Genomic DNA, 11,826 nt, shown 5'->3' on the forward strand with positions numbered 1-11,826 from the left:
CCATGAGTACAGTCGTTCTGTTTGAACATCCACTGAATGAAAAAATGCGCACCTGGCTGCGTGTCGAATTCCTGATCGATCAGTTGCATCAGGTTACGCCATTGGAAAATACCGCCACGGCACTGACTTTTTTTCGTCTGATCGGCGAACTGCTGGATATCTTTGAACGCGGCGACATGCGCACCGAGTTGCTGAAAGAGCTTGAGCGTCAGCAAACCAAACTGCGCGCGTGGGCGGATGTGCCCGGCGTCGATATGTCCGTGGTGGATGCATTGCGCGACAAACTAAAAGCACAATCTGTTCTGCTTAACAGTGCGCCGCGTATGGGGCAGCAACTGAGGGAAGATCGTCTGATTGCTCTGGTTCGTCAGCGGCTCAGTATTCCGGGCGGGTGCTGCAGTTTCGATCTGCCTGGTCTGCACATCTGGCTGCATCTGCCGCAGACAACACGTGATGCGCAGGTGACAAGCTGGATGGAAACCCTGATACCGCTGCACAGCACACTGGCCATGTTGCTCGATTTAATCCGTCAGTCGGGCACTTACCGTTTACAAACCAGTCTGAACGGTTTTTATCAGGATAATGCCGAAGGCGCCGATCTTCTGCGTCTGCAACTGGACATAGAGGACGCACTTTATCCTCAGGTATCCGGTCATAAGAGCCGTTTTGCGATACGTTTTATGCCACTGGACAGTGAGCGCGGTGAAGTCCCTGCGCGCCTCAACTTCCAACTGGCCTGTTGTTAGAGGTGAACATGCAGGAAGAAATTATGACCGTTAACTGTCCGCAGTGCGGTAAAACGGTTATCTGGGATGAACTGAGCCCGTGGCGGCCGTTTTGCAGCAAACGTTGTCAGTTAATTGACCTTGGCGAATGGGCTGCGGAAGAAAAGCGCATACCCAGCAGCGATGAGTTGAACGACAGTGACAACTGGAGTGAAGAAGAACGCTAAGTCACGCGGTGGGGCATAATGCCCCACCCTGTTACAGTTCGCCTGCCACCAGACGCGCTATCAGTTCATGATTTGCCGCCGGAAATTCTTCAGCGATCAGCGCCCGCTGTTCGACCCAACGCTGTGGCTGACCTTCTTTGCCCCAGGGTTCACCTTTCCAGCCTTCGACCAGGAAAAAATGCAGCGTCACACGCAGATCGTCATAGGTATGATCTTTGATGCCAATGGCGCGGGCATCAGTCACCTCAATGCCGGTCTCTTCGAGCAGTTCGCGCACTAAACCCTGCTCAGGGTTTTCACCCGCTTCAATTTTACCGCCGGGAAATTCCCACTTATTGGCCATGTAGGAGGAAGCCGCACGCTGGGCAAGAAAAATGTGTTTATCAGCATTGCGGATAATGCCGACGGCAACCTGCAGGTGCTTCATGAAGGTATCCTGAAGAGTAGGTGAATGAGCGCTGATTCTAAAACATGTTAAGCGGGTTGTTAACCGCGCCATCGTTCAGCGGACAAAAAGCCAAAAAAAAGGAGCCAGAGGCTCCTTTTCAGTCAACACGTTATCAGGCCAGGCGACCATGACACTGTTTGTATTTCTTACCTGAACCGCATGGGCAAGGATCGTTACGTCCGACTTTACGCTCGCCGCCCTGCTGGGCAAGCGACTCGGCCGCCAGCACATCTTCGCTGACATGGCTGAGATGCTGCTGCTGCGCCAGACGCTCTGCCTCTTCGCGACGTTGCTGCTCCATCGCTTCCACTTCTTCTGGCATTCGCACCTGCACCTTGCTCAGTGTGCTGATTACTTCATACTTCAGCGTTTCAAGCATGGCGGCAAACATGGCAAACGATTCACGTTTATATTCCTGCTTCGGATCTTTCTGCGCGTAGCCACGTAAGTGGATGCCCTGACGCAGATAATCCATTGCCGCCAGGTGCTCTTTCCACAGGGAGTCCAGCGTTTGCAGCATCACGCCTTTCTCAAAGTTACGCATCATCTCCGCGCCCACGATCTCTTCTTTCGCCGCATAGCTATCGGCAGCGTGTTTCATAATGCGCTCACGCAGCGTCTCTTCATGCAGGTCCGGTTCTTTATCCAGCCATTCACTGATTGGCAGATCCAGATCGAAATCGTTACGCAGGCGCTCTTCCAGTCCCGGTACGTCCCACATTTCTTCCAGTGACTGCGGTGGAATGTAGCTGTCGATAATCGATTTATAGACGTCTTCGCGAATACTGTTGATGGTATCGGAGACATCAGAAACATCCAGCAGCTCATTACGCTGGCTATAGATCGCGCGGCGTTGGTCATTCGCCACATCATCGTATTCCAGCAGTTGCTTACGAATATCGAAGTTACGGCTTTCCACTTTACGCTGTGCGTTGGCAATCGCTTTGGTTACCCACGGGTGCTCAATGGCCTCGCCCGGTTTCATTCCCAGCTTGCGCATCATGTTAGAAACACGATCAGAGGCAAAAATACGCATCAGCGCATCTTCCATTGACAGGTAGAAACGTGAAGAACCCGCGTCCCCCTGACGACCCGCACGGCCGCGCAGCTGGTTGTCAATACGACGCGATTCATGGCGTTCCGTACCGACGATATGTAAGCCACCTGACGCCAGCACGGCATCGTGACGAACCTGCCAGGCCGCTTTAATCGCCTCGATCTGCTCTTCAGTCGGATCCTGCAGCTCAGCGACTTCGGCATGCCAGCTACCGCCCAGCATAATATCGGTACCACGGCCCGCCATGTTGGTGGCGATGGTCACGGCACCCGGCTGACCAGCCTGAGCAACAATATCCGCTTCGCGGGCGTGGAATTTGGCGTTCAGAACATTGTGCTTAATGCCTGCGCGTGTCAGCTCGTTTGATACAACTTCTGACTTCTCGATCGAAATCGTACCTACCAGTACCGGTTGCCCTTTCGCGGTACGTTCGCGAATATCCTCAATAATGGCATCGATCTTCTCTTTCTCTGTCATGTAGACCAGATCGGCCAGATCTTCACGCACCATCGGACGGTTGGTTGGCACAACGATGGTATCGAGCTTGTAGATGGAGCTGAACTCAAACGCTTCTGTATCAGCCGTACCCGTCATACCGGCCAGCTTTTCATAGAGGCGGAAGTAGTTCTGGAAGGTGATCGATGCCAGCGTCTGGTTTTCGTTCTGGATTTCAACGCCTTCTTTGGCTTCAACGGCCTGATGCAGACCATCAGACCAGCGACGTCCTTGCATGGTACGACCGGTATGCTCATCGACAATGATGACTTCGCCATCTTTAACGATGTAATCAACATCGCGCGTGAACAGCGCATGTGCACGCAGCGCAGCCGTCACGTGATGCATCAGCATGATATTCGTCGGTGAATAGAGGGATTCACCTTCCACCATAATGCCCTGGCTCACCAGCAGCTCTTCGACTTTCACCAGGCCGCGCTCGGTCATGTGCGCCTGACGCGCTTTCTCGTCAACCCAGAAATCGCCTTCACCCTGGAAGTGGTCAGAATCTTCTTTTTCCTGACGGACCAGGTGAGGAATGATTTTGTTCACTTTGGTATAGAGTTCAGAGCTGTCTTCTGCCGGACCTGAGATGATCAGTGGCGTTCGCGCTTCGTCAATGAGGATGGAGTCGACCTCATCCACCAGCGCATAGTGCAGTTTACGCTGTACGCGCTCTTCAGGGCTGAACGCCATGTTGTCGCGCAGATAGTCGAAGCCATATTCGTTGTTCGTACCGTAAGTGATGTCCGCTGCATAGGCTTCACGTTTGGCGACGGAAGGCAGACCTGACATGTTGATACCGACACTCAGACCAAGAAATTCAAACAACGGGCGGTTATTTTCCGCATCACGCTGGGCCAGGTAATCGTTGACGGTAACAACATGAACACCTTTACCGGTCAGGGCATTCAGGTAGGCTGGCAGCGTTGCCGTAAGCGTTTTACCTTCACCGGTACGCATCTCAGCAATACAGCGGTTGTTGAGTACCATACCACCAATCAGCTGGACATCAAAGTGACGCATGCCAAAGACGCGTTTACTGGCTTCACGCACGGTTGCAAAGGCTTCCGGAAGTAAACTCTCCAGCGACTCGCCTTTTATCAGGCGCTCACGGAACAGTTCCGTTTTCGCTTTCAGTTCTTCATCAGAGAGCTTTTCAAAATCCGGTTCCATCTTATTGATGATATCAACGGTTTTACGCATGCGGCGCAAAGTACGATCATTGCTGCTACCAAAAACCTTAGTTAACATTTTGATTAACATAGTAAATATATTCTCAATTCAGCCGAATCGTCGGACTGCGAAATCTAAAAGGGTGTAATGAAAGTGATTAGCAGAACAATGAAGCGGGGCCGGCACGGATACCGTGCACTTTGCCATGCCAGGCTGCTCGCGTCAGGGCAGGCGCGTCAGACACAGGCAGCAGAGACAAACCAAAGGCGTCGTATGTCTGTGCTGTCTGGGAGGTCAATAAGGCATGAAGTGAATCGATTAACGCCAGCTTTTGCGCGGCCAGCGGATGTACCTGCTCTTCCGCCTGAGACTGCGGCGTCAGCGTGAAAGAGAGGTGGCGGATAACCGTGCGAATGGCATGCTGGTGCCAGTAGTCAACCGTAAAACTGGGACGTCGCGAGGCTTCCTGAAGACGAATAAGATGATCGAAACGAACGGCATTGCCGATGAACAGGCTGCTGGCTGAGGATTCGGATCCGGTGTTAAGTTCCGCTGTTTGCGCACACGCCGGCAAGCCGAGACTGGCCGCCACCATTCCCAGCAGGAAATGAGGCCAGAAATAGCGTCTACCTATTTGTCGCCAGCGTAGAAGGATTCCGATCACAATTGTTCCATTGCGCATAACAATTTCATTATTCACTGCTGTTTTCAGCAGCATGCAGCCTGTAAAAGCGCCAGAGATAGTAACACTAATGTGGCGTGCCGACACCTGCGTTTAAAGCGACAACGGAAGAAATCGCACCTGATTGTGCAGCAATTCAGCAATTGTTTGCTTTAGCATGTGAAGAGTGTCGCAACACACAGAGAGCGAAGGCGGGGCAATAAAAAACGGCCGGCGCGACTGACCGGAGAGAGTGTCAGCGCAACCAGCCGTTTTTACGTTCTGATCAGGAATTAAGCCAGAACCAGATTTGGTGCTTTAAACGCCAGCGGCAATTCAGCTTCGTCTTCGAAGGTCGCCCATTCCCAGGCTTCCTGCTTAGCCAAAACGGCCTGCAGCAGTTTGTTGTTCAATGCATGGCCCGATTTGTACGCGGTAAACGCGCCGATAATGTTATGGCCACACATAAACAGATCGCCGATAGCGTCCAGCATTTTGTGACGGACAAACTCGTCTTCAAAACGCAGACCTTCTTCATTAAGCACGCGGAAATCATCAAGGCCTATCGCACAATCTAAACTACCGCCCAGGCACAGGCCTTTAGACTGCAGATATTCGATTTCATGCATGAAGCCAAAGGTGCGTGCACGGCTAATCTGACGAACAAACGCTTCGGCAGAGAATTTCATCTGGTAACGCTGAGAGCTGGCATCGATAGCCGGGTGTTTGAAATCAATAGTGAAATCAAGCGAAAAACCGTTATACGGTTTAATTTCCGCCCATTTATCACCATCTTCAACACGCACGGTTTGCTTAACGCGCACAAACTTCTTGGCGCTGCTGAGCTGCTCGATACCTGCATCCATCAGCAGATAGATAAAAGGCGCTGCGCTGCCATCCATAATCGGGATTTCAGGTGCATCGACTTCCACAATAATGTTGTCGATGCCCAGGCCCGCCAGTGCGGCATTCAAGTGTTCAACTGTCGAAATACGCACGCCTTCATCATTCACCAGGCAGGTACTCAGCATGGTGTCGCGCACGTATTTTGCATCAGCCGGAAAATCAACCGGGGGATTCAAGTCGGTGCGACGATAGATGACCCCGGTATTAGCCGGTGCAGGGCGCAACGTCAGGCTGACTTTCTTGCCGGTATGTAAACCGACACCTGTCGCCTGAACAATACGTTTTAATGTCCTTTGTTTGATCATCGTAATTATCTCGCAATATTACTTTCCGACCGCCAGTATACGTTACCAGCGGGCGAACACTTTAGCACAAAGAGCGGGAAAACCCAATTATAAGGTTATTCCTAGTCGGCCTGCTTACGCAAAAACGCCGGGATATCAAGGTAATCTGGCTCTTTGTTCGATTGCGCATTCTGATCGTTCACCACTTTCGCTGCAGGTTTCTGCTCCTGCGGCAGCGGCGACATACCGTGCTGCTGGTAACGGTGATCCATCACTGGCTGGCTGGCCGGTTTGTTGGTGACCAGCGTGATTTCAGGGCGCTTGTCCATACCAATACCGGTTGCCACCACGGTGACGCGCAGTTCATCGTTCATTTCTGGATCCAGAGAGGTACCGATAACCACGGTGGCGTTGTCTGAGGCGAAGGCGCGGATGGTATTACCCACGGTTTCGAACTCATCCAGACGCAGGTCAAAGCCTGCCGTGATGTTGACCAGCACGCCACGCGCACCAGACAGGTCGATATCTTCCAGCAGTGGGCTGGAAATCGCCATTTCAGCAGCTTCTTCCGCACGATCTTCACCGCATGCCACGCCAGAGCCCATCATGGCATAACCCATTTCTGACATGACGGTACGCACGTCAGCAAAGTCGACGTTCATCAGGCCAGGGCGGGTAATCAGTTCAGCGATACCCTGCACTGCGCCTTTCAGTACGTCGTTGGCTGCGCCAAAAGCATCGAGCAGCGAAATGCCGCGCCCAAGCACTTTTAACAGCTTGTCGTTAGGAATGGTGATCAGTGAATCGACATGCTTAGACAGCTCTGCGATCCCCTGCTCGGCAAACGCCATGCGCTTCTTGCCTTCGAAGTTGAAAGGCTTGGTCACGACCGCAACGGTCAGAATACCTAAATCTTTCGCCACTTCAGCTACAACAGGCGCTGCACCGGTACCGGTACCGCCACCCATTCCCGCTGCGATGAACACCATGTCTGCCCCTTCCAGCGCAGAACGCAGTGCTTCGCGATCTTCCTCTGCAGAGTTACGGCCCACTTCCGGGTTCGCACCCGCACCCAGCCCTTTGGTAATGTTATTACCGATCTGGATGGTCTGGCCGACCGCTGTTTTACGCAACGCCTGGGCGTCGGTGTTAACAGCGAAGAATTCCACACCTTCGATACGCTCGCGTACCATGTGCTCTACGGCGTTGCCGCCGCCACCGCCGACGCCGATGACTTTAATCACCGCGTCATTGGTTAATTCCATAGGTTCAAACATGATTTCTCTCCGTTATGTGCCTGTCGCCTGGAGATCACAAAAGAAAACAGCATGATCCCCTTTTACAAAAATTAAAACTCTTTTTTTAACCAACTATTGATACGTTTAAACCAGTTGCCGACTGAAACCCGCTTTTCCGCCTCTGCGTCACCGTTCATGTGTGACTCTTTGCCGTAATGCAACAGCCCTACCGCCGTGGAATAGTAAGACTCCTGCGCGTAGTCCGTCAGGCCAGTAATGTTCAGCGGCTGTCCAATGCGCACCTGCGTATGGAATACGCGCTGCGCGCAGGCGGCCAGACCTTCAATCTGCGCCGCGCCGCCGGTTAATACAATCCCCGCAGCAAGATGGTGTTTCACTCCCTGCTGGCGAAGCTGCTCTTGCAACTGCAAAATCTCGTCATTGACCAGATTTAAAAGTTCGGTGTAACGCGGCTCAATTACCTCAGCCAGCGTCTGACGCTGTAAGCTCCGTGGCGGACGTCCGCCAACGCTCGGCACTTCAACGTTCTCATCTTTTCCAACAATCGATCCCAGCGCGCAACCATGCCGGACTTTAATCGCTTCCGCATCGGTAGGCGGCGTGCCAAAGGCGTACGCAATATCGCTGGTAACTACATTGCCCGCATAGGGAATGACCTTCGTGTGGCGCAGTGCACCGCCAGTATAGACGGCGATATCCATTGTGCCGCCCCCGATATCCACCACGCAAACGCCCAGTTCGCGTTCATCTTCGGTCAGTACAGCAAAGCTGGACGCCAGACCGGCAAAAATCAGTTGGTCAACTTTGAGGCCACAACGTTCAACGGCTTTAACAATATTTTTCGCCATATCATTGTGACAGGTGATCAAATGGACTTTCGCCTGCATACGTACACCGGAAAGGCCGACCGGGTTCTTAATGCCTTCCTGGTAATCGATGGCATATTCCTGAGGAATAACGTGCAGAATGCGATGCTCGTCACGAACGCGCACAGACTTTGCCGTGTGCACCACATTCTCTACATCATCCTGAGTCACTTCCTCTTCTGAAATCGGAACCATCCCGATTTCGTTCTGGCAGCTGATATGTTTGCCCGATAATGCAAGGTAGACGGAGGAAATCTGGCAATCCGCCATCAACTCAGCCTGATCAATGGCGCGCTGTACGCATTTCACCACCGACTCAAGATCGTTAACGCCACCTTTATCCATACCGCGGGACGGACAACTGCCGACCCCAATAATATTGACCATACCATCGGGCAGAATTTCTCCAACCAGGGCGGCGACTTTCGCAGTGCCGATTTCGAGTCCAACTACCAGTTTTCTGTCCGTTGCCTTGATCATTGTTGTTTAGCCTGTGCCTGGTTTTGTTGCTGATTACTGTCCTGTGGCTCCATCACTATCGGTGTCCAGCCAACGGAGGCGCCAGAGTCATAGCGTAAATCAACGGAGTTGATGCGCTTGTGTTCATTCTCGCCTTGTTGCTGCAACACCGGATAAAGCTCAATAAAACGATTCAGACGCTTCATGGTATCGGTACGGCCCAGTTCGATACGTACATCGTCACTGGTCACCAGCTGCCATGAACGTCGTGCCGTCATCGACGCCACCTTCAGGGTAAACTTCCTGGCCTTCAGCACATCATCCATACTGTGATAGCCCGCCAGAACCTCTTTTTCACTGCCTTCTGGCCCATACAACATGGGCAACGTTTCTTTGCCCATATGATTGGCCGGTACGCTAAATGACACGCCGTCGCTGTCCACCATATGCGCGTCGTTCCAGCGTGCCACCGGCGTGTACTCAACCAGATGAATCTTCAGTTCATCAGGCCACTGTTTGCGCACACTGACCTGTTTAATCCACGGCAACCGTTCAATCTGCTGCTGGATAATGTTCACATCCTGCGACATAAAGGTGCCGGGTGGCCCCAGGGATAAAATCGCCTGGCGGATGTCGTCGTGGGTGGTGTAATGCAACTCACCAGTGACCACCAGTTTCGACAGGGGTAAGCGGGATGCATCGTTCATCCACTTCAGCACCACTAATCCACCCGCAATCATTATGCCCATCACCATCAGCAGAAAGACGATGCCAAACAGCCGGGCACCGTTACTGCGGCCGGTGCGTGCCCGCTCCTGCGCCTCACGATTGCGTACATTCATCGCCGCCTGTGACATATCAGTCGGCCAGTTCCAGAATGCGTACGACCAGTTGAGAAAAGGTCAGTCCCGCCTGCTTTGCTGCCATCGGCACTAAGCTGTGGCTGGTCATGCCCGGGGAAGTATTGGCTTCCAGCAACTGAAAGCGGCCCTCACCATCGGTCATCACATCGACACGACCCCAACCCTGACATCCCAGCGCTTGCCAGGCAGACCACACCAGCTGCTGTAATTCTGCTTCACGCTCTGTACTCAGCCCTGCGGGACAGAAGTACTGAGTATCGTCAGAAATGTATTTAGCTTCATAGTCATAGAACTCGCTGGCAGTCTTTATTTTTATCGCTGGCAGAATCTGATCGCCCAGAATGCCTACGGTATATTCTTCACCACTCAGAAACGCCTCGATAAGCACGTTATCGTCGTGACGAAATGCCTCTTCCAGCGCGGCCAGCAGATCACCCTGCTGATTAACCCGGCTGATGCCAACGCTGGATCCTTCACTGCTCGGTTTAACAAACAGAGGGAAGCCCAGTGCGGCAATCGCCGCCGCTGTCGCGGCGTCCAGACCCGACTGCATCTGTGCACGGGTCATCCAGACAAACTTACCTGCCGGCAGTCCCCTGCCCTGCCACAGTAATTTGGTACGCAGCTTATCCATGGTCACCGCCGACGCCATGACCCCGCTGCCGGTATAAGGCAGTTGCAGGAATTCAAGCACGGCCTGAAGCGTGCCGTCTTCGCCACCGCGACCATGCAGCGCGATAAAGACTTTGTCGAAGCCCTGCGCTTTCAGATCCAGTACAGACTGCTCGCGTGTATCAATACTGTGCGCATCAATGCCCGCTTCACGTAAACCGGCCAGTACGGCAGCCCCGGACATCAGGGAGACCTCGCGTTCGGCTGAGGTGCCACCCATCAAAACAGCCACTTTAGACATGACGGCCCTCCACTTTGCGCTCTGGCTGCAGTTTGCATTCCGCCAGTTTACGCGCCACTTTCCCGACGTTGCCTGCGCCCTGAACCAGAATCAGATCGTTACCTGACAGCAACGGTGCCAGCATCTCGACTAACGCATCATGCTCCGGCACCAGAATGGGGTCGACTTTACCGCGGTTGCGGATTGCACGACACAGCGCACGGCTGTCAGCACCCGGAATCGGCGTTTCGCCGGCGGCATACACATCCAGCATCAGTAAAACGTCGACCTGTGACAGCACGTTGGCAAAATCATCAAACAGGTCGCGCGTGCGGGTATACCGGTGCGGCTGAAAGACCATCGCCAGTTTTTTATCCGGCCAGCCTGCGCGCGCCGCTTTAATGGTGGCATCCACTTCCGTTGGGTGATGGCCATAATCATCAACCAGCATAGCCGTGCCAGGCGTGCCGTTGACCGGTTCGGTAGCAAACTCGCCCAACTGATCGAAACGACGGCCGGTTCCCTGGAAGCTCTCCAGCGCCGCCAGAATCGCGCTGTCTTCAATGCCTTCTTCGCTGGCAACCGCAACCGCTGCCGCCGCATTCAACGCGTTATGCCGTCCCGGCGCATTCAGCGTGATCGCGAGTGGTGCCTTGTCCTGACGAATCAGGTTGAAATGCACCTGGGCGCCACGCTGTTCAAAATCTTCAATGCGGAAGTCCGCATCCTCGCTGAAACCATAGGTCGTAATCTGACGTCCTACGCGCGGTAACAAATCGCGAATCACCGCATCATCAACGCACATCACCGCACGGCCATAGAAGGGCAGGTTGTGCAGAAAATTGATGAACGTCTGCTTCAGATTTTCGAAATCACCCTGATACGTGTCCATATGATCGGCTTCGATATTGGTCACGACGGCAACCATCGGCTGCAGATGCAGGAAGGACGCATCGCTCTCATCCGCCTCTGCGATCAGATAACGGCTGCTGCCCAGACGCGCATGTGTGCCCGCCGCTTTCACCAATCCACCGTTAACGAAGGTCGGATCCAGGCCACCTTCGGCATAAATGCTGGAGACCATCGCCGTTGTGGTGGTTTTGCCGTGCGTTCCGGCGATCGCAATGCCATGACGAAAGCGCATCAGTTCTGCCAGCATCTCAGCGCGACGAATCACCGGGATACGTTGCTCGCGTGCCGCAACCAGCTCAGGGTTATCCTGAGAAACCGCACTGGAGACCACGACGACACTGGCATCCGTCACGTTTTCCGGGCGGTGATTGAAGTAAATCGTTGCGCCCAGATTGATCAGATTTTGGGTTACCGGGTTAGGGGCCAGATCAGAACCGCTAATATGGTAGCCTTCATTCGCTAACACTTCGGCAATACCGCCCATGCCAGCACCGCCGATGCCGACAAAGTGAATGTGCCGGACGCGACGCATCTCGGGCACGATTGAACGCAGTTTTGCCAGTTGTTGTGTATTCATTACGCTTTCTTATACCTAC

General features: G+C 53.4%; 11 protein-coding genes. 2 read left to right on the top strand and 9 right to left on the bottom strand.

Annotated elements, in window-relative coordinates; all coding sequences use genetic code 11:
- Nucleotides 1-2: 2 nt before the first annotated feature.
- Together zapD and yacG are read left to right on the top strand one after the other, a co-directional pair.
- Nucleotides 3-746 (top strand): cell division protein ZapD, encoded by a 744-nt coding sequence (gene zapD / locus C1N59_RS16595; RefSeq protein ID WP_006117688.1) that lies wholly within the window; start codon nucleotides 3-5, stop codon nucleotides 744-746.
- 8 nt (nucleotides 747-754) lie between these two features.
- Nucleotides 755-952: a DNA gyrase inhibitor YacG gene (gene yacG / locus C1N59_RS16600; protein ID WP_006117687.1), complete on the top strand. Its 198-nt coding sequence runs from the start codon at nucleotides 755-757 to the stop codon at nucleotides 950-952.
- A gap of 31 nt (nucleotides 953-983) precedes the next feature.
- On the opposite strand, the gene mutT is transcribed toward yacG, so the two are convergent.
- The 9 genes from mutT to murC all read right to left on the bottom strand — a co-directional run bounded on the left by mutT (nucleotide 984) and on the right by murC (nucleotide 11,807).
- Nucleotides 984-1,379, bottom strand: a complete 396-nt coding sequence (mutT, locus tag C1N59_RS16605) for an 8-oxo-dGTP diphosphatase MutT (protein ID WP_394549898.1) — start codon at nucleotides 1,377-1,379, stop codon at nucleotides 984-986.
- 133 nt (nucleotides 1,380-1,512) lie between these two features.
- The gene (secA, locus tag C1N59_RS16610) at nucleotides 1,513-4,218 is read right to left on the bottom strand and encodes a preprotein translocase subunit SecA (RefSeq protein ID WP_394549899.1); all 2,706 of its coding nucleotides are present in this window, start codon (nucleotides 4,216-4,218) and stop codon (nucleotides 1,513-1,515) included.
- 67 nt (nucleotides 4,219-4,285) lie between these two features.
- Nucleotides 4,286-4,792 (bottom strand): secA translation cis-regulator SecM, encoded by a 507-nt coding sequence (gene secM, locus C1N59_RS16615; protein ID WP_233255760.1) that lies wholly within the window; start codon nucleotides 4,790-4,792, stop codon nucleotides 4,286-4,288.
- 290 nt (nucleotides 4,793-5,082) lie between these two features.
- A complete protein-coding gene (gene lpxC, locus C1N59_RS16620; protein ID WP_033740259.1) occupies nucleotides 5,083-6,000 on the bottom strand; it encodes a UDP-3-O-acyl-N-acetylglucosamine deacetylase in 918 nt (305 codons plus the stop codon).
- A gap of 101 nt (nucleotides 6,001-6,101) precedes the next feature.
- Entirely contained in the window at nucleotides 6,102-7,256 is a 1,155-nt protein-coding gene (gene ftsZ, locus C1N59_RS16625; protein ID WP_006117682.1) for a cell division protein FtsZ, read from the bottom strand.
- A 71-nt stretch (nucleotides 7,257-7,327) separates the two neighbouring features.
- Entirely contained in the window at nucleotides 7,328-8,584 is a 1,257-nt protein-coding gene (gene ftsA / locus C1N59_RS16630) for a cell division protein FtsA (RefSeq protein ID WP_006117681.1), read from the bottom strand.
- Nucleotides 8,581-9,420 (bottom strand): cell division protein FtsQ, encoded by an 840-nt coding sequence (ftsQ, locus tag C1N59_RS16635; protein ID WP_054634500.1) that lies wholly within the window; start codon nucleotides 9,418-9,420, stop codon nucleotides 8,581-8,583. Before ftsQ ends, ftsA begins: the two co-directional genes overlap by 4 nt.
- A 1-nt stretch (nucleotide 9,421) precedes the next feature.
- Nucleotides 9,422-10,339, bottom strand: a complete 918-nt coding sequence (locus tag C1N59_RS16640; protein WP_394549900.1) for a D-alanine--D-alanine ligase — start codon at nucleotides 10,337-10,339, stop codon at nucleotides 9,422-9,424.
- Complete coding sequence (gene murC, locus C1N59_RS16645) at nucleotides 10,332-11,807, bottom strand: UDP-N-acetylmuramate--L-alanine ligase (RefSeq protein WP_006117678.1); 1,476 nt, start codon at nucleotides 11,805-11,807, stop codon at nucleotides 10,332-10,334. The genes C1N59_RS16640 and murC overlap by 8 nt, the downstream gene beginning before the upstream one ends.
- Nucleotides 11,808-11,826: the final 19 nt, after the last annotated feature.

The sequence above is a fragment of the Pantoea sp. SGAir0183 genome (assembly GCF_043545505.1).

Bases quoted from the DNA above. Each gene is read 5' to 3' on its own strand.
- ftsZ (WP_006117682.1), bottom strand. From the start codon at position 7,256: ATGTTTGAACCTATGGAATTAACCAATGACGCGGTGATTAAAGTCATC.
- secA (WP_394549899.1), bottom strand. From the start codon at position 4,218: ATGTTAATCAAAATGTTAACTAAGGTTTTTGGTAGCAGCAATGATCGT.
- lpxC (WP_033740259.1), bottom strand. From the start codon at position 6,000: ATGATCAAACAAAGGACATTAAAACGTATTGTTCAGGCGACAGGTGTC.
- yacG (WP_006117687.1), top strand. From the start codon at position 755: ATGCAGGAAGAAATTATGACCGTTAACTGTCCGCAGTGCGGTAAAACG.
- zapD (WP_006117688.1), top strand. From the start codon at position 3: ATGAGTACAGTCGTTCTGTTTGAACATCCACTGAATGAAAAAATGCGC.
- mutT (WP_394549898.1), bottom strand. From the start codon at position 1,379: ATGAAGCACCTGCAGGTTGCCGTCGGCATTATCCGCAATGCTGATAAA.
- ftsQ (WP_054634500.1), bottom strand. From the start codon at position 9,420: ATGTCACAGGCGGCGATGAATGTACGCAATCGTGAGGCGCAGGAGCGG.
- ftsA (WP_006117681.1), bottom strand. From the start codon at position 8,584: ATGATCAAGGCAACGGACAGAAAACTGGTAGTTGGACTCGAAATCGGC.
- C1N59_RS16640 (WP_394549900.1), bottom strand. From the start codon at position 10,339: ATGTCTAAAGTGGCTGTTTTGATGGGTGGCACCTCAGCCGAACGCGAG.
- murC (WP_006117678.1), bottom strand. From the start codon at position 11,807: ATGAATACACAACAACTGGCAAAACTGCGTTCAATCGTGCCCGAGATG.